This window comes from Streptomyces sp. NPDC048270 (assembly GCF_040652335.1).
Taxonomy (GTDB): domain Bacteria; phylum Actinomycetota; class Actinomycetes; order Streptomycetales; family Streptomycetaceae; genus Streptomyces.
Map to the genome: position 1 here is coordinate 1 of NZ_JBEZLV010000022.1, position 16,366 is coordinate 16,366.

The window sequence follows — 16,366 nt, forward strand, 5'->3', positions numbered from 1 at the left end:
GCTTCGCGATGGCCTTCGGCCACCCTTGACAGGCCGTCCCGTCCCGGAAAGACAAGGACTGACGGGAAGCCCCCAAAAGAACGGTCCACTGGTTCCAGAGACCGACCTATGGGCATCAGGGACCGGCACCTAGCCGACGGCGGGCCGACGGACCCCCGCCCAGGCCCACACGGAAGCGATCTGGGGGGCGGGCCGCCCAAACCGCACCGAGCAGCGGCGAGATGGCCCTCAGGGGCGGGGACGCGTCAGATCGCTACGCGCTGCTCATTCACTGGCGTCCTGCGGCCGTCTGGGGCTGGGAGCGGCCGCCGTCGACGATCGCCGGTGAGTTGAGGTGATCTGGCGGCGATCCGGCCGGTGTGGGCTGGGAACAGGCTGCCCCAGAGGGTCGCGTGGGTGGTCTTGTCGGCCGCGCCTGGTGTTCCGCTCCCGGCGCGGCCTGTTTGTGGTTTCCGTGGCGGGTGGTGAGACGCGGGCCGCCAAGCACTGCGGCCGCGGGGCGGGGCCAGGGGGCGGGCACCGATGGTCCCGCCCCGCCTCTCGCGCATCAGCCTGCGATGGCCTCGTACAGGGAGAACGCCGCCAGGGCTGCCATGACCGCTGCCGCGACCTTGCTGATCAGGCGCAGGGGGACGTACTTCATCAGGGTGCGGCCGCCCAGGATGCCGATGGCCGCGACCGCCCACAGGGCGAGTACGGCGCCGATGCCGACGGAGACCGGGTTGTCGTACCGGGCGGCGAGGTTGGCGGTCATGATCTGGGTGAGATCGCCGAACTCGGCCACCAGGATGAGCATGAAGCCGGCGCCGGAGACCTTCCAGAAGGACTGGTCGGCGGGCGGCTTGACCTCGTCTTCGCCGTCGTCCTTCTTCCACAGCAGCATGGCCGCGCCCGCGAGGAAGAGGACGCCGACGACGGCCTGCACGAGGCGGTGCGGGAGCAGGGTGAGCACGCTTCCCGCGGCGATGGCGAGGGCGACGTGTACGGCGAAGGCGGCGGCGACGCCCGCGAAGACGTACGAGGCGCGGTAGCGGGTGCCGAGCATCAGGCCGGCGAGGGCCGTCTTGTCGGGGAGTTCGGCGAGGAAGACGACGCCGAAGGCGATGGCCGTGACGGTGAAGCTGAACACGGGGGTGGGACCTCGATCGGTAGGGCAGGGCGCCATCGGTACCGAGAGACCTGGAGTGTGTTTCAGGGGTCGCTTCGGCTCGGCGGCGCCCTGGTTCGCGTATGCGTGCATGCGCGTGGACAGGACACTGCGGCCGAAGGTCTCGCTGGCCTGCCGCTGTGATGCGGCCTGCCTCCGGGCGCCGGCTGGGTGACCCAGCAGTGTGTCGACGGTCCGGCGAAGAGCTACTCCCCTTCTGCTGGGTCCAGGGTACGCGACGTCGGCGGGTGTCCGGTATAGGCCCTTGGTCCCGCTCTACGCAGGTGCGGGCGCGCCACGCCACCGGAATCTCAACTTCCGCTTGAGTGAGGGTTGTTGCGTGGCTTGATCTGACGTGCTCATGTCGCCAGGCTGTCACCCGGCGCCCATCCCCGCGAAACCTGGCGCCGCAACCATGGCCGCGCCCCGCCGGGGCCGAACGGCCACACCCCCCGCACCCTGGGAGCCCCTCATGGCACTCATATCCACCGTCTACGCGCGTCGAATTGGCGTGTTCGCATCAGCCGTCGCCCTCGCTTCGCTCACCTCCCTCGTCAACGCACCCGCCGCCCAGGCCGCCCCGCCCGCCCCCATCAGCGCCTCGGCCGCCCGCTCGTACCTGGCCACGGTCACGCCGCGGGCGGAGGGGTCCAGCAGCGGCTACAGCCGGGACCTCTTCCCGCACTGGAGCACCGTCTCCGGCAGCTGCAACACCCGCGAGACCGTCCTGAAGCGGGACGGCGTCAACGTCGTCCAGGACTCCTCCTGCGCCGCCGTGAGCGGAAGCTGGTACTCCGAGTACGACGGCGCCACTTGGACCGCCGCCTCCGACCTCGACATCGACCACGTCGTGGCGCTCTCCGAGGCCTGGCGCTCGGGCGCCAGTTCCTGGACCACCGCCAAACGCCAGCAGTTCGCCAACGACCTCACCCGGCCGCAGCTCATCGCGGTCACCGACAACGTGAACCAGGGCAAGGGCGACCTCGACCCCGCCGAGTGGCTGCCCTCGCGCACCGCGTACCGCTGTACGTACGCGCGGATGTGGGTGCACGTGAAGCAGTACTGGGCTCTGAGCATGGACTCCGCGGAGAAGAACACCCTCGTGAACGTCCTCAGCGGCTGCTGATCCGGGCGGCCGGCCATTTCCCCCGCCAGGGGGAGGCGGGGCTCCCCCTCCGCGTCGTACCGTGATCAAAGGGGTTGCCGAGGAGGGGGAGTTACATGGCCGGACTGCGTCTGGGGCCGCTGCTGCGCCACGTCGACTGGGAGACGGGCGGCTCCGCCACCATATGGGTCGAGGCGGACCGCCCGTGCACGGCCGAGGTGCGGTGTGCCGACGGGGCCGGCGGCAGCGGGCGCACGTTCCAGATCGCCGGGCACCACTACGCGCTGGTACCGGTGACCGGGCTGACCCCGGGGACCGCGACGGCGTATGAGGTGCTGCTCGACGGGGTCCTCGTATGGCCGCCGGCGGACAGCGGCTTCCCGCCGAGCACGATCACCAGTCCGGCCGTGGCGGGGGGCGATCCGGGGCTGCGCATCACCTTCGGCTCCTGCCGGCAGGCCGCGCCGCCCGCCGGGCGGCGCGGGCCGCACGGGGCGGACGCCCTCGACACCCTCGCGGCACGGCTGGCCGCCGACCCGGAGGCGGTGCGCCCGGACGTGCTGCTGCTGCTCGGGGACCAGGTGTACGCGGACGCGCTGTCCCAGGAGACCCGGCAGTGGCTCTCGGCCCGGCGGGACCTGCGTGATCCGCCCGGCGCCCAGGTCGCGGACTACGAGGAGTACACCCGGCTCTACTACGAGTCCTGGCTGGACCCGGAGATCCGCTGGCTGCTGTCGACGGTGCCGAGCCTGCACATATTCGACGACCACGACGTCATCGACGACTGGAACACGTCCGCGGCGTGGCTGGCGGAGATGCGGGCGACGCCATGGTGGCAGGAGCGGGTGATCAGCGGGCTGATGTCGTACTGGGTGTACCAGCACCTGGGGAACCTCTCCCCCGCCGAGCTGGAGGCCGACGGGCTGTACGGGGCGGTGCGGCAGCTCCCTGACGGCACGGACCTGCTGCGCTCCTTCGCGTCCGCGGCCGATGTCGACCCGGCGTCGGTGCGCTGGAGCTACCGGCGCGACTTCGGCCGGACGCGGCTGCTGATGGTGGACACCCGGGGCGCCCGGGTGCTGGCCGAGGACGGCCGGGCGATGCTCGATCCGGCGGAGCAGGGGTGGCTGCGGGACAACGCGCTCGCGGGGCACGGAGGGTACGACCATCTGCTGATCGGGTCCTCGCTGCCGTGGCTGATGCCGCCGCTGATCCACGACGCGGAGACGTGGAATGCCGCGCTGTGCCGCGGGGAGCGCGGGCCGAGGTGGGCGCGGATCGGTGAGAACCTGCGCCGGCGCAGCGATCTGGAGCACTGGGCGGCGTTCCCGGCCTCCTTCGAGGCGCTGACCGATCTGATCGAGGAGGTGGGGACGGGGCCGCGGGCGCCCGCGACGGTGTGCGTGCTGTCGGGGGACGTGCACCACGCGTATGTGGCCGAGCCCGTCATACCGAGTACGGCGCGGGTGTTCCAGCTGACGTGCTCTCCGGTGCACAACTCCATCCACACGGCGGTGAAGCTGGGCTTCCGGCTGGGCTGGTCGCGGATGGGGCGGTGGCTGGGGCGCGGCTTCTCGCGGCACGGGCGGACGGGGCGGCCGCCGGTCAGCTGGCGGCGTACGGGCGGGCCGTGGTTCGGGAACCAGCTGATGACGCTGGCGCTGGCGGGGCGGACGGCGCGGCTGCGGTTGGACCAGGCGCGCAAGGGCTGGGGGCGGGGCGGTGCCCGGCTGGAGACGGTGCTGGACCGGGAGCTGGCCGGGGCGGAGTAGGGTGCGGGCTTGGCCTCGGGTCTTGCGTCGGGTGTGGCATTCGGTGTGACATCGGGGTCTGACGCGTCGGGGGGTGCGGGGGCGCCCCGGGCATCCGGTGTGCGAACGCCGGGCGTACGCTGTATGGCTGTCAAGCCGCTCCTGCCGCTCCCCCGCGACGTCGCGGCGCTTTTATGCCGCTGCACGTCAACCGGACTGGGGAGTCCCGCCTTGTTTGAGACTCTGGGGTCGCTGACCGCGAGCCCATGGATCTACGCCGTGGTGGCGGTGTCCGTCGTGCTCGACGTGTTCCTTCCGGTGCTGCCGAGCGGGGTTCTGGTGATCACCGCTGCGGCGGCGGCCGCGGCCGCCGGGGCGGCGGGGCCGGTGGCCGTGCCCGAGCGGGTGCCGGACATCCTGGCCCTGCTCGTGATCGCCACGACCGCCTCGGTGCTGGGTGACATGGCCGCGTACCGGCTGGGCCGGCGCGGTGGTGCCCGGCTGGACCGGGCCATCGCCCGTTCGCGCCGGCTGACGCGTGCCCATGAGCGCCTCGGTACGGCTCTGGCCCGGGGCGGCGGCGCCCTGGTGGTGATCGCCCGCTTCGCCCCGGCCGGGCGCTCGGTGGTGTCGCTGGGCGCGGGCAAGACGCACCGCAAGGTGAAGGAGTTCCTGCCCTGGTCGATGCTGGCGGGCATGGCCTGGGCGGGCTACAGCGTGGCCCTGGGCTATTTCGGCACCCAGTGGCTCGGCACGCAGTGGCTGGGTACGGCGGTCTCCATCGTGGCCCTGTTCGCCGCGGGCGCGCTGGCGGCCTTCCTCGTCCGACGCCCGGCCACGCCGACGGCGGCTCCGGCGGCGTAGGTCCGACAGGACGCCACGGCAGCTACGGCAGCGTAGGTCCGGCACGGCGTCCGGCTGAGCTGCCAGGCGTACCCGCGCGGAGGTCCCGGTGCCGGCGGCTCCCCCGGGCGGAGCAGTGGCTCACCCGTTCACCCGGCCCCGATCGCCGCCCCCGGGCTGGGCTCCTAGCGTCACATCACGGTGCGCAATCGAACCCGCGTCACATCCGTGCCGTGGCCGCGCCGTTTCGAGGAGCCGAGGAGTTCTCTCCATGCCCGCCAAACCGCCTGCCACACCGCTTGCCGAGCAGTCCGCCCCCCGGGTCGCCGTGCCCTCCACCCGGCCGGGCGCCGGGCCCGCGCCGCGCCGTGTGCTGGCCGCCGCGGCCGCGACCCTGGCCATCGCGGCCGCCACGTGCGCCACGCCCGCGTACGCCGCCCCCACCGCCACCGTCTCCCCCACCAGCGTCGCCCCGGGCGGCCGGGTGGCCCTGAACCTCGAGGGCTGCGGCACCAAGGTCGGCCGGGCCACCTCCAGCGCGTTCGGCGAGGTACGCCTGACCCCCGGGAACCTGGAGGCCACGAACCTGTTCGGCAGCGCCACCGTCCACCGCAACGCCGGCACGGGCACCCACCGCGTCACCTTCGAGTGCGCCCCGGGCGGTGAGCGCGTCACCGTGTCCCTGAACGTCACCCCGGGCGCCGCGCGCGGCGGCACGGGCGGCAGCATCGACTCGATGAGCCCGGGTCAGATCGCCGTCGGCGGCGCCCTCGTCGCGGGTGCGCTCGGCGCCGGGGTGTGGATCCTGCGGCGCCGCGCGGCCGCCTGACCGCGCACGTGGTCGAGTACGGCCCCCGCCCCTGTCATGCGGGGGCGGCCTGGCCCCTTACGTGCATGCCGTCGAGGAGCTCGGCGGTGGCCTCGGCGATGGCTTCGACGGCCGCGTCGAACACCTCGCGGTTGTGCGCGGCGGGAGCGCGGAAGCCGGACACCTTGCGTACGTACTGCAGCGCGGCGGCGCGGATCTCCTCCTCGGTGGCCTTCTCGGGGATGGCGGGCGGGCGCAGGGTCTTAATGGAGCGGCACATACTCCTACTATCCCGCTACCGGGGCAGCTCGGCCCCGGACAACTTCATGATCAGTCCGGCTTGGAGTCGGCTGCGGAGTTCCGGGTCGGCGACCTCGTCCAGCAGTCCGATGGCCTGCTGCGTGGTCTCGGCGGCCCGCCGGTCGTCGCGCAGCGAGGCGGTCTGGGCGGCCATGTGCTTGAGCGCGATGTCGGCCCGCCGGTGGAAGAGCTGCCCGACCAGGGTGGTGACCAGTCCGACCGAGCTGGTCACGACCCCGAGGTACAGCTCTCCGCCGCTCTCGGCCTTCCATACGGCCAGGGCGACGCCGGCGAGGAGTATGGTCGCGCCGACGCCGGCGAACCGCTGGCTGGTGGCGAAGCTGCTGCGGGCCTGGGTCAGTCCGTAGGCGTAGTACTCCACGAGGATCGGCGTGAACTCATCGCGCCGGTCTCCCAGTTGCCCGGCCGGTGGGTGCTGGATCCCCCCGACGTCATCGAACTTCGGATGCCGCGGCGTGATGACCCCCGGTTCGGCGACGTGCGCGAGCAGCCTGGCCCTCTCCTCGGCCCGTTTCCGCTCGAAACCCGCACTGGCCGCCCGCTCCAGTATCACCAGCACCGCCGAGGCCGCGGCGACCGCCGCGACCACCCCGCCCCACGCGAGCCACTGCCCCATCTGCCGAGGTTCCCACGGCCCGGGCGTCCTGGTAACCCCATCGCGGCTGACCGCCGTCCTGGCGGTCAGCGCGGGGCTTCGACCAGGCCGGTCGCGATGAGTTCCTTGGTACGGGCGACCGCTTCCGCGATCTCGGGGTGCCGGCCCGCGGGCGGGAAGAAGTCGACCGCGCCGACCGCGCCGTGGTTCGCCCACAGGCAGGTGGTCATGGGAAAGGTCTTCCAGACGTTCTTCTGGCAGCTGATCGCGGCCGTCTGGGTGGTGACCGTCTCCGCCTCGCCGACCAGGGTGCGGTCGTCCTCCGCCGCCAAGGATTCGCTGTACGCGCTCTTGACGCTCTTGAGCGGGTCCGGAACGGCCCCGTAGAGGTCGTACTCGGCCGCGATGTGCGGCACCGCCACGGTCCGCCCTTCGACGGCAAGGCTGATCCGCTCCGGCCCGTGGCAGACGTAGTCCTCGGAGCCGTTCTCCCCCTTGTACGCGGGCAGGGATTCGTCCGTGTGGACGTTGAGCCCGTACCGGATCGTCCCGCGCTTGCGGTCGCAGGCCATGTCCTTAACCGTCGGCACCCGGGACTTGTCGTACCGGATCCCGGTGTCCTTGCCGAGCAGCTCCGACTCCGGCGCCGACGCACCACCACCGCACCCCGCCAGCAGCAGAACCATCCCCACGGCCCCCACCGCACCCTTCAATCCGCGCACGTTCGCGCCCCCTCGCTACTCACGCCTGATGATCAACTCGCAACCATAGGCGAGCACCGCCGCTCGTCCGACAACACCGCGGTGATGTCAGCTGTCGATGTCAGATCACGGGTTGGGCATCTGCTGGTCAGCCGCCCTGCGGGGTCGACCCAAAACCTCCGCTGCACGCCTGTCATCTGCATGCTTTCGCTCTATGGAGGATCGCAGCTCCTCGGGAGTCGGCCATGGCGCGCGTCGATGGATCATGCGGTGGCAGTTGGCGCATATGAGGGCGAGATCGCCGAGCTTGGTCCGTCCCTCCCCCGCTACGTGGAGCGGAAGGACGTGATGGCACTCGATGTACCCGGCGCCGCGGTCACCGTAGACCGCCTCGAAGTCGAACCCGCACGCCTCGCACGCCAGCTGCCCGCCGCGCTGCAGCACGGAAGCGATCTTCCTTTTGCGCAGGCTCTTGTTGCGCTCGCGAGCCTGGTGCCGACGCATGAGGAGCCGGCCTTCGGGGGCGCTGTAGTCGTCGTCGAAGTCCTCATCGCCGGTCAGCGGAAGAGTCTGGAGCTCCCCCGTGGCGATGCCATGGCGGATGAGCTCCGCAACCTCGGCCATCTCCTCCGGCCGAGCCAGGAACTCCTTCAGCACCGCGACATCGAGAGCGCCGCCCTTGGTGGGCTTGCCCTGGTAGGACGGATGCCGCGTGGCGATGTCGAACGTCTTACGCGCCACCCCGTTGGAGTTCCGGAACTTTTCGTTGCGCTCCGTCTCGGCATGGATGGGGAGCAACTGAAGCAGAGCTGACAGCTCCACCACCCTGGCGTCTTGAGCGTCCAGCCCCTTCCAGCCGTTCTCCCTCACGAGCTGACAGGCGAGGATGATCTCGTCTCGCGCCCAGTCGGGGTTCTTGACGGCCTTGATCTGGAAGCCTGCCCGCTTCAGCCACGCCGCAGCGTGATCCTTGCCCCCGCTGAATTCGGCAGGTTCGAGCGGGCGGCCGTGATCCCACTGGTGCGCCACTCCGGCGATGGCCTTGGAGTCGTACTCCCTCCCCTCATGCACCACGACGTACGAAAGGGCCGCTGCGAAGCCGTACTTCGCCAGGAAGCCATCCCGCCCCAATTGGTCGTACTCCGCTATGGCCTTGAGTACGGATCCCTGTGTGATCGCTCCCATACGCATGGCGGCAGCCTACGTCCGAGCTCTGCAGAAGCCGCTCCACGCACCCCGACGTCTGACTCCGCGGCACCGTGCGCCCCGTCGTACGCCGGATGTCCTCTTGCGGGGCTCGCCCTCACGCTGCACCGTTCCATTGACTGCTGTACTGCTCGGCACTCACATGCCATCAGGGGGAAGGGCGGTAGGCCGTGGGAACCGTGACAGGGTGGGCCGAGAAGACCTTCGGCGACGCCGCCGGCCAGTTGGCCGACTTGATTCCTGCCAGCTTGGCCCGAGCCCATGCCCGAGCCCGCAGCGGCCATGAGGGAGTACAGACCCAGACGTTGGAGGCGTACGGACACGGCCTGTACGCCGCTCAGTACGAGGAGCTGGCCGCCGGGCTCGCCTCGCTTCCCTCAGCGGCCCCCGTGCGGCTACAGGGGCGAACGCTCGTGGTCCTCGGCGACCACGTGATCTACCCGCTCCGCTACGCCAAGAAGGACGTTCCGGTCACTGCGGCACGACTGCGACGGGCCACCGGCTTCCGAGCCGACCTGATACGCCGGCACGGGCCCGAACCCATGCAGCAAGCCTTCGACCTCGGCCTCGACGAACTCGTCGCATCAGAAGCCCACCCCGACCTCGCCTTGTTGTCAGAGGACGTCAAGCTCATCCTCGTCGCCTACGCCTGCTCAATGACCCAGGGCGTGATGCGCATCGAGTGGGGCTCTGCCGAACTGCGGCGCGAGGACCGCTACCTCGTCTGGCACTACCACGAGCAACTTCACTGTCCGTCACAGTAGGAGGCACTCAACTTGCGCTGACCGCCACCCGTGCGGATCAGTCGGGGGCGAGCCTCTCGACCTGCGCATCCCGGACACCTCGTAGCCGACCGGTCACTGGCGGTCGCCCCAGGTCGCCCGTGAACCCTGTCGCACGGCCCCCAGACGGCCCGGCACGCTTATCCGAAGCCGGCGCCCTGGCTGACACTCGCAAGCCCCTCAAGTATTCGTCGACCCCTAGAGTCAGGTGGCGTCGATGTGACACGGAAAGGCCCCCAACCATGATCGGTTGGGGGCCTTTGCGATGGTGGGCGCGGACGGTTTCGAACCGCCGACATCTGCTTTGTAACCTCGCCCAGGCACTCGTCTTGCCCTGAGTTTCCACGGCCAGTCGTCTCCTGAAGAGACGCAGATAGCTACTGCTATCCGCGCCATCGTTGATGTCAGCTCCATCCCCCAGCTGTACTACGACTGCCGGCCGCCCTTACTCCTCGTCGCACCGCTCCAGGACCAGGCTGAGGGAACCGCCCTCCAGCCTGTTGCTGTCTTCGAGGTGCAGGTGACTCCCGTCGGGAACACCCTCCGCGGCAAGCACCAGCAGATGCCCAGCAAGCGTCCTGAGACCTGCGGCGTTCGCTTCGATTACGACCTCTCCCCCGAGGCCCCGCACCTCGATCCGCGCGTCCGCCTCCCAAGTGAAGACTTGCGCGACACCATCGGTCACGGCCGTAAGTTGGGTGCTCTCAACGGGGGCCCTGCTGGAATCAGAGGTCATGGAGCCATCATGCCGCCCAGCGCACACGGCTCCGGAGGCCCCGTGCGCCTCACGTGTTTTAGCTGGTCAAGGGGCTGGATGCGCTGCTACCCGCTTTGCCAGTCCACGAATGGGCCGCGAGCAACGAACCTGTGCCGCACGGTCATCGACAGCTGCTCTGCACGCTCGCCGGCCACCCACACCACCCAGAGCCGGCCGCCCCTGCCCGACTGCCCGGGGGCACTCATGTCCACCCACGTTGATGTCGGCTGCGGATGTCAACGGATGACTGCCACAAGCTCGCTTCGCCCTCAGGAGCTTCCGATCTTCGGTTCGGCCGCCTTCTCCCGCCCTGGCGTAGCTGACACTGAGAGCCTTGATGATCGCGCACTTGACGTACGGTCATCCTTGGCCTGCCCACACTTGCTTGCCAGACCCGTAGGGAGCAGCAGCCTGCGCAGATGGAAGCACAGCGGACGGGGATGCTCGGGCTGAGTCTCCTGCGCCTCTGCCTCAACCACTGGCGGGCCAGGAGTACATCGCATGTCCACTGGGATGCATCAGCCGGTCTCATGAGAGACTCGGGTCGGCCTCGGGCCTCTCGACCGCGTACGATCTCGCCCCAACCTCTATCCCACGAGACTGCGCGAACTCCAGCGTGTCCCTTGGCCGTCAGTAAAACGTTGCGGAGTGGAGACGGAGCCGTCTTCACTAGCTAAGCAGTTGTCATACGTTGCCGAGGGGGGCATTTGAAGACTGCGGGCGAGAGTGAGCTCGACGATGCCATTGCGAGTTCACTTGCTGATTTCCAAGAAGGACTAAAGCGGCATGACGACCCGCTGAGAATTGTTCGTGAATTCATTACGCACGGACCGTGCGTGGCGATCGACCGCGGCACTCACGCCGCACTTCGCGAGATAGTGGCCAACTCGCTAGATATTCACCCTAATCGCGATGTATACACGGTGGGATCCGCAAAGCTAGGGTTTAGCATAAAACCGCAGGCCCGATTCCGACCTTTCAGCGATACTTCGGATGTTGACATTGCCGTGGTTTCATCAAAGATTTACACGGACCTTTGGCGTGAAGTTCGCAGCTTCAAAGACTCAAAGGGCATCTGGAAGAAGAATCTTGAGGACATGTTCAAGGTTCGACATTTTTGGGGATCGATCCATTTGACTGACCTCCCGGTATCGCCCCTCGTTCCGACCCAACGGAAACTTTGGGAACTGGGGCGCACCCTTCAGCAGCTTCGAGCAGCCGGCCCTTATAAGGTGACCTTTGCGGTTTGGAGCGAAATGGAATCTCTCGAAAGTTACCAAGCTCGATCCGTGTCCGCCTGCCAGGAGGGCAATCGACTGTGAAGACGACCGCAACGAACAAGAAGGTACGTCAGCTCCTTACTGCAATAGGGCAAGGCGGCCTAATTCTGCAGCCTGATTTCCAGCGCCGTCTAGTCTGGACAATCAAGAACAAGCAGGAGTTCATTAAGACGGTTCTAGAAGGTCTCCCATTCCCGGAAATTTTCCTCTGCGATGGGCACGTCGACCTCACCACTGGCATGGGAACGCAACAGGTCGTTGACGGGCAGCAGAGAATTACGACGCTGTATCAGTACTTTACGGCGTCCGCGGAACTCCCTGTTGGTCCCCTGACGCCCTACGAGGAACTTGAGGACAAAGAAAAGCTTGACTTCCTCAACTATGACGTGGTCGTTAGGGATCTTGGTGAGCTAAGCGACGAAAGGGTTCGCCAGGTCTTCTATCGGATGAACTCAACAAATTACTCCCTGAATGCCATGGAGGTTAATAACGCCCGCTTCGACGGAGCACTCAAACGCGCAGCGCAGGACGTTAGCGAATGGAGCTTCTTCGACGATCACCGCGTATTTAATGCGGCCGACATTCGTCGAATGAACGACATAAAGTGGTGCCTAACGCTGATCATCACGCTAATCTCCGGATATTTCAGCCGCGACACGGAGCACGAAGAATATCTTGAGCAGTACAATAGTGAATTTCCTGAAGCCGAAAAGGTTGTGGGTGATATCTCTGCCGCAATCGAGTTGATCGAGAAGCTTGGCGTCGACAGCAAGAGTCGCATCTGGCAGAAGAACGACCTATTCACCTTGCTTGTCGAGATTGTTGGGCTCGGGCCGAAGGAATGTGACGACACTTCCGGATTGGGTGTAGCTCTCGCCTCATTCTATGCCGAGGTGGACGGAATTTCCTCGGGGGCCCCACCAGAGGAATACAAAGAGAGCGCCGAGCAGTATCGAGTTGACGTGATTTCCGGCAGTAATGAACGCGCCCGTAGAATTCGGCGCGGCGAGATCATTAGGGCGATCGCTAAGCCGTTCTTCGCAAACAAGTAGATGCAGCTAGGGGTTTGATTCAGTCGTCCCATGTTCGACTGGCTCGCCCCATGTGCTAGCAGACGGTGGACACTGGTGGACCACCCGGGACCGGTAGACCCGGGTTGCTGCATGACGCGGCTGACGTCAGCCACAGCGGGCCCTGGCTGTCATCCCGTCTGCCGTCGACCCAAACGGAGTGATAGCGGGGCAGGCTTCCGAGGCCCAGGTGGAGCGCCCTACTGGACGAACGACCTGGGCCTCAGAAGCCTGGTCTGCTACGGCTTGCCTGGGTCGACGGCAGACGGGATGACAGCTCCCCACCCCCACCACAAACCGGCCCGCACCCGCACGGCTGGCCCCGGTCATCCCGGAGCCGGAGCGCCCCCGCCGGAGGCATGTCTTTGAGCGGCTGGTGATGCCGGGCCTTGGGATCCCGGTGTTTGGCTCTTGGTGGCTCGGCGAGTTCCGCTGGGGCCTGCGTCAGGGGCTGGGGCTGGTGGTGTTGGGCCGAGCCGTGGATTCGCTCGGCGCGGGTGCATGGTGGGTGTGTCCGTCTTCTATTCGGTGCCGTTGCTGGGGAAGAAGCGGCTGGAGTCGCTGAGCGTCGCCGACGTGCGCCGAGCCCTGGTGCAGCTGCAGAAGCAGACCAGCGCGGCAACCGCCAAGGAGTCGCACCGGGTGCTGCGGACCGCCGTTGCCGCCGCCTGCCGGGAAGAGCTCGTCAGCTGGAACGTGGTTTCGCTCGTCGAGCCGCCCAAGGTGCAGGCGCGGGAGCTGTCGCCGTGGGAGCTGGACGAGCCCCTCGACCTCCTCGCCGCTGCCCGCACGGACCCGCTGTACCCCACCTTCGTGCTCGCCATCGCCCTCAGCCTCCGGCGCGGAGAACTCCTCGGGCTCCGGTGGGAAAACGTCGACCTGGACAAGCGGGAGATACGGGTAAGGACTCAGCGACAGCATGTTCGAGGCGAGGCGTACGACGATGACCCCAAGGGGCGCCGCCGCCGGCAGACTCTCCCCCTGCCCGGGATCTGCGTCGCTCCCCTGCGCTGGCAGCGGATGAAGCAGGCCGCCATGAGGGAGGCCGCCGGGGGAAGTGGGAGGAGACCGGCTACGTGTTCACCACCCGGACCGGCCGGCCGATCGAGCCGCGGAACGTCTATCGGCCCTTCACCCGCGTGGCCAAGGACGTCGGGATCCGGGTTGTCCGGCTGCACGACGCACGGCACGGGACCGCGACGCTGCTGACCGCCGCCGGCGTCCCGCCTCGGGTGGTCATGGAGATCCTCGGGCACTCTCAGATCGCCGTCACCATGAACGTCTACGCGCACGTTGTGCAGGACACTCAGCGCGAGGCGATCGGGCACACGGACCGGCTGCTCAGGACCCGTCGCGGCCGCTCCAGACCGTCCCCGTTGATGTCAGATCTGCATGCAAAAGACCCCCCGCCGTGATCGGCGAGGGGCCTTCTAGCTGGTGGGCGCGGACGGTTTCGAACCGCCGACATCTGCTTTGTAAGAGCAGCGCTCTACCCCTGAGCTACGCACCCGTGGATGAGTGGACAGCCTACATGGCGGGCACACCCCCCACGCAAACCCGTTCCCTTGGGGGAGAATGGTCCGGGGCATTGCGGACGCGGTACGGGAGAGGGATTGTGACGACGGCATCCCGACGGTGGTTCGGTGGGCGGGACGAGAGTCGGCGGGCCGATGCGCAGGCGGCTAAGGATGCCGCCGCCGCGGCGTTCTACGAGCTGGACAGTGCGCAGCGGGATCTGCGGATCTCCATCGAGACGATTGCCGCTGCGGACGGGTCGCCCGCGGGGCGGCAGGCGAGCGAGGGGTTCGCCGCGCTCGGGCAGCGGATCGATCAGGTCAGCCACGTGTACATCGAGGCGGTGGACGCGCACGACCTGGACCGGGTCGATCTGGAGGCGTCGGCCGCCTCGCGGGCGCGGGAGGAGCTGACCCGGGCGCGCGAGGAGCTGGTGCGGGTCAAGGGGGAGCTGGACCAGTTCGCGCAGGGGTTGCAGCCGCTGCTGGACAAGGCCGAGACGCAGCTCGCCCGGGTCGCGCCGGCCCGGGAGCGGGCGAAGGCCGCGCTGCTGGCGGCAAGCGATGCGCTGGATGCCGTACGGGCCAAGGGGATGCGGGCCGACGATCTGGCGGCGCGGCTGGCAGCGCTGGCCCCGGAGCTGACCAAGATGAACGAGGGTGCGGGCCGGCACGGGGTGCAGGAGACCGTGCAGCGTGCCGACCGGATCCTGCGGGACGCGGAGGGTGTGCGGGCGGAGGCGGCGCGGCTGCCGGAGCGGGCCGCGGAGATCGACCGGCGGCTGGTGAGCCTGCGGACCCGGGCCCAGGCGTTGCGCAACCGGGCGGACCGGGTGGATCCGGTGCTCAGCGAATTGCGTCGGCGGTTCAGCGCTGCGTGCTGGCAGGACCTCCAGCACGTGCCGGACGAGGCGGTACGGGACGTGGCGCAGGCGGAGGACCGGCTGCTGGAGGCGTCCCGTGCCCGGGACGAGCAGCGGTGGGCCGATGTGGGCGTGCTGATCGACGCGGTACGGGATGCGCTGGAGGCCACGGACGAGGCGGTGTCGGCGGCGCAGGACCGGCTGACGCGGCTGGAGGACGTGGCGCGCAATCCGCGGGCCGAGGTGGACAAGACGCGGTTCGCGATCCGGGACGCGCAGCGGCTGGCGATGGCGGGCCGCAGCGTGCCCGATCCTCGGCACGCTCGGCCGCTGGACGATGCGGTGGCGCGGGTGGACCGGGCGCTGGCCGCGCTGGAGGGCCGGCATCCGGACTACTGGGCGTTCCTGCTGGAGATGCAGGACGTACGGGAGGCCGTCCACCGCGTGGTGAGCGGGATCCGGGCGGAGCGCGGCCAGGGCTGAGCCGGTTGGATCCGGATCCGCCCTCCCCGGCGGAGTGCGCCAAGTCTGCGTCATGTCTGAGGTGAGTCTGAGTCACGTCCGAGGTGAGTCCGAGATGAGATGCACCCCGGAGGGCGGGCGCCGGGGGGCGTGGGCCGGGGGGCGTGGGCCGGGGGGCGTGGGCCGGGTGCCGCCAGATCGGCCTCCCGCCGGGCCTCGCGCCCGGCCCCGCCAGGGCCGCGCCTCCGGCCCGGCATCGCCAGGTCAGGCCTCGGGCCCGGCCCCCAGGCCGGGCCTCGCAGGCCCCGCGCCGCCAGACCAGAGCCCCGCCCCGCCCCAGCCCACCCCCGCCGCCCCCAGGCCCGGGTTGTCTCTGGTCGGGTGTCGGCGGATGCTGGAGGGGCGCCCTTTCGGAGCAGAGGAGGGTGGTATGGCTACCCACGCTTCCCGCAGGCCCGGTGAACACTCCGCGCCGCACGAGTCCTATGCGCCCCACGCGCTCTACGGGTGCACCGAGCCCCATGAGTCCTATGCGCCGTACGTGCCGCACGAGCCCTACCCGCCGTCCCACGAGCCAGCGGCCCCGGACGGGTTGCTGCGGCGCGTGATGCACCCCGTCAACGCCCGCCTCGACGAGCATCTGCCGGCCGATCACAAGCTGAGCAAGGTCTACCGGGTCGGGGCCGGTCTGACCGGGCTGCTGCTGGTCGTGTTCGGCATCCTGGGGCTCGTCGACCGGATCGGGTTCTTCGACACCGGCGGGGACACGGTGCTGGCGCTGAACACGAACGGGGCGCTGAGCGTGCTGTCGATCTGCATCGGGGCGTTGCTGTGCATCGGGATGGTGATCGGCGGAACGTTCGCCTCCACCCTGAACATCGTGCTGGGCCTGCTGTTCATCGCCAGCGGGTTCGTGAATCTCGCGCTGCTCGACACCGAGCTGAACTTCCTGGCCTTCAAGATTCCCAACGTGCTGTTCAGCTTCGTCGTCGGCGTGATGCTGATGTGGTTCGGGATGTACGGGCGGGTGGGCAGCGCGCTGCCGCACGACAATCCGTACTGGCGGGCCCGCCATCCGGAGCAGGCCGCCCGGGAGGACAGGGCGTACGGCGCGTACCGGCGGCCCGCGCCGGGTCGCCCGTAGCCCTCGCGGCCATGGCG

General features: G+C 68.9%; 15 protein-coding genes, 1 tRNA gene and 1 pseudogene. 10 read left to right on the plus strand and 7 right to left on the minus strand.

Annotated features, from left to right (window positions below; genetic code table 11):
* Positions 1 to 547: 547 nt before the first annotated feature.
* The gene (locus AB0D66_RS20425; protein ID WP_362305107.1) at positions 548 to 1,129 is read right to left on the minus strand and encodes a TMEM165/GDT1 family protein; all 582 of its coding nucleotides are present in this window, start codon (positions 1,127 to 1,129) and stop codon (positions 548 to 550) included.
* 499 nt (positions 1,130 to 1,628) lie between these two features.
* On the opposite strand from AB0D66_RS20425, the gene AB0D66_RS20430 reads away from it, so the two are divergent.
* The 4 genes from AB0D66_RS20430 (at position 1,629) to AB0D66_RS20445 (ending at position 5,675) form a co-directional block, all read left to right on the plus strand.
* Positions 1,629 to 2,273 carry an HNH endonuclease family protein gene (locus tag AB0D66_RS20430; protein WP_362305399.1) on the plus strand — a complete coding sequence of 215 codons (645 nt, stop codon included), beginning with the start codon at positions 1,629 to 1,631 and terminating at the stop codon, positions 2,271 to 2,273.
* A gap of 95 nt (positions 2,274 to 2,368) precedes the next feature.
* The gene (locus AB0D66_RS20435) at positions 2,369 to 4,024 is read left to right on the plus strand and encodes an alkaline phosphatase D family protein (RefSeq protein ID WP_362305110.1); all 1,656 of its coding nucleotides are present in this window, start codon (positions 2,369 to 2,371) and stop codon (positions 4,022 to 4,024) included.
* Between the two features lie 210 nt (positions 4,025 to 4,234).
* Complete coding sequence (locus tag AB0D66_RS20440) at positions 4,235 to 4,867, plus strand: VTT domain-containing protein (protein ID WP_362305113.1); 633 nt, start codon at positions 4,235 to 4,237, stop codon at positions 4,865 to 4,867.
* 250 nt (positions 4,868 to 5,117) lie between these two features.
* A complete protein-coding gene (locus tag AB0D66_RS20445; protein ID WP_362305116.1) occupies positions 5,118 to 5,675 on the plus strand; it encodes a hypothetical protein in 558 nt (185 codons plus the stop codon).
* Between the two features lie 34 nt (positions 5,676 to 5,709).
* Here AB0D66_RS20445 and AB0D66_RS20450 read toward each other — a convergent pair whose 3' ends face one another.
* From AB0D66_RS20450 to AB0D66_RS20465, 4 genes are all read right to left on the minus strand, one after another.
* On the minus strand, positions 5,710 to 5,934 hold the full coding sequence (locus tag AB0D66_RS20450) for a DUF2277 domain-containing protein (protein ID WP_362305119.1): 225 nt from the start codon (positions 5,932 to 5,934) through the stop codon (positions 5,710 to 5,712).
* Positions 5,935 to 5,949: 15 nt separating this feature from the next.
* On the minus strand, positions 5,950 to 6,591 hold the full coding sequence (locus AB0D66_RS20455; protein WP_362305122.1) for a hypothetical protein: 642 nt from the start codon (positions 6,589 to 6,591) through the stop codon (positions 5,950 to 5,952).
* 65 nt (positions 6,592 to 6,656) lie between these two features.
* Positions 6,657 to 7,262 carry a hypothetical protein gene (locus AB0D66_RS20460; RefSeq protein ID WP_362305125.1) on the minus strand — a complete coding sequence of 202 codons (606 nt, stop codon included), beginning with the start codon at positions 7,260 to 7,262 and terminating at the stop codon, positions 6,657 to 6,659.
* A gap of 135 nt (positions 7,263 to 7,397) precedes the next feature.
* Entirely contained in the window at positions 7,398 to 8,462 is a 1,065-nt protein-coding gene (locus AB0D66_RS20465) for an HNH endonuclease (protein ID WP_362305128.1), read from the minus strand.
* Between the two features lie 185 nt (positions 8,463 to 8,647).
* Here AB0D66_RS20465 and AB0D66_RS20470 point away from each other — a divergent pair, with 185 nt between their 5' ends.
* Positions 8,648 to 9,241 carry a hypothetical protein gene (locus AB0D66_RS20470; RefSeq protein WP_362305131.1) on the plus strand — a complete coding sequence of 198 codons (594 nt, stop codon included), beginning with the start codon at positions 8,648 to 8,650 and terminating at the stop codon, positions 9,239 to 9,241.
* Positions 9,242 to 9,704: 463 nt separating this feature from the next.
* Here the strand turns inward: AB0D66_RS20470 and AB0D66_RS20475 are convergent, their stop codons facing one another.
* On the minus strand, positions 9,705 to 9,995 hold the full coding sequence (locus AB0D66_RS20475; RefSeq protein ID WP_362305134.1) for a hypothetical protein: 291 nt from the start codon (positions 9,993 to 9,995) through the stop codon (positions 9,705 to 9,707).
* Between the two features lie 728 nt (positions 9,996 to 10,723).
* On the opposite strand from AB0D66_RS20475, the gene AB0D66_RS20480 reads away from it, so the two are divergent.
* From AB0D66_RS20480 to AB0D66_RS20490, 3 genes and pseudogenes are all read left to right on the plus strand, one after another.
* Complete coding sequence (locus tag AB0D66_RS20480) at positions 10,724 to 11,338, plus strand: hypothetical protein (RefSeq protein WP_362305137.1); 615 nt, start codon at positions 10,724 to 10,726, stop codon at positions 11,336 to 11,338.
* A complete protein-coding gene (locus tag AB0D66_RS20485; RefSeq protein ID WP_362305140.1) occupies positions 11,335 to 12,348 on the plus strand; it encodes a DUF262 domain-containing protein in 1,014 nt (337 codons plus the stop codon). Before AB0D66_RS20480 ends, AB0D66_RS20485 begins: the two co-directional genes overlap by 4 nt.
* Positions 12,349 to 12,894: 546 nt before the next feature.
* A pseudogene (locus AB0D66_RS20490) lies at positions 12,895 to 13,781 on the plus strand (site-specific integrase); the annotation flags it as partial.
* A gap of 20 nt (positions 13,782 to 13,801) precedes the next feature.
* On the opposite strand, the gene AB0D66_RS20495 reads toward AB0D66_RS20490, so the two are convergent.
* Positions 13,802 to 13,876 (minus strand) — tRNA-Val (locus tag AB0D66_RS20495).
* 105 nt (positions 13,877 to 13,981) lie between these two features.
* Between AB0D66_RS20495 and AB0D66_RS20500 the strand changes: the two genes are divergently transcribed.
* Both AB0D66_RS20500 and AB0D66_RS20505 read left to right on the plus strand, forming a co-directional pair.
* Positions 13,982 to 15,226, plus strand: coding sequence for a hypothetical protein (locus tag AB0D66_RS20500; RefSeq protein WP_362305143.1), 1,245 nt, complete (start codon positions 13,982 to 13,984; stop codon positions 15,224 to 15,226).
* Between the two features lie 586 nt (positions 15,227 to 15,812).
* Complete coding sequence (locus AB0D66_RS20505) at positions 15,813 to 16,349, plus strand: DUF4383 domain-containing protein (protein ID WP_362305402.1); 537 nt, start codon at positions 15,813 to 15,815, stop codon at positions 16,347 to 16,349.
* The last annotated feature ends 17 nt before the right edge of the window (positions 16,350 to 16,366 follow it).

Coding starts and splice junctions, on each gene's coding strand:
- AB0D66_RS20435 (WP_362305110.1), top strand. CDS start 2,369: ATGGCCGGACTGCGTCTGGGGCCGCTGCTGCGCCACGTCGACTGGGAG.
- AB0D66_RS20445 (WP_362305116.1), top strand. CDS start 5,118: ATGCCCGCCAAACCGCCTGCCACACCGCTTGCCGAGCAGTCCGCCCCC.
- AB0D66_RS20450 (WP_362305119.1), bottom strand. CDS start 5,934: ATGTGCCGCTCCATTAAGACCCTGCGCCCGCCCGCCATCCCCGAGAAG.
- AB0D66_RS20455 (WP_362305122.1), bottom strand. CDS start 6,591: ATGGGGCAGTGGCTCGCGTGGGGCGGGGTGGTCGCGGCGGTCGCCGCG.
- AB0D66_RS20465 (WP_362305128.1), bottom strand. CDS start 8,462: ATGCGTATGGGAGCGATCACACAGGGATCCGTACTCAAGGCCATAGCG.
- AB0D66_RS20475 (WP_362305134.1), bottom strand. CDS start 9,995: ATGACCTCTGATTCCAGCAGGGCCCCCGTTGAGAGCACCCAACTTACG.
- AB0D66_RS20505 (WP_362305402.1), top strand. CDS start 15,813: ATGCACCCCGTCAACGCCCGCCTCGACGAGCATCTGCCGGCCGATCAC.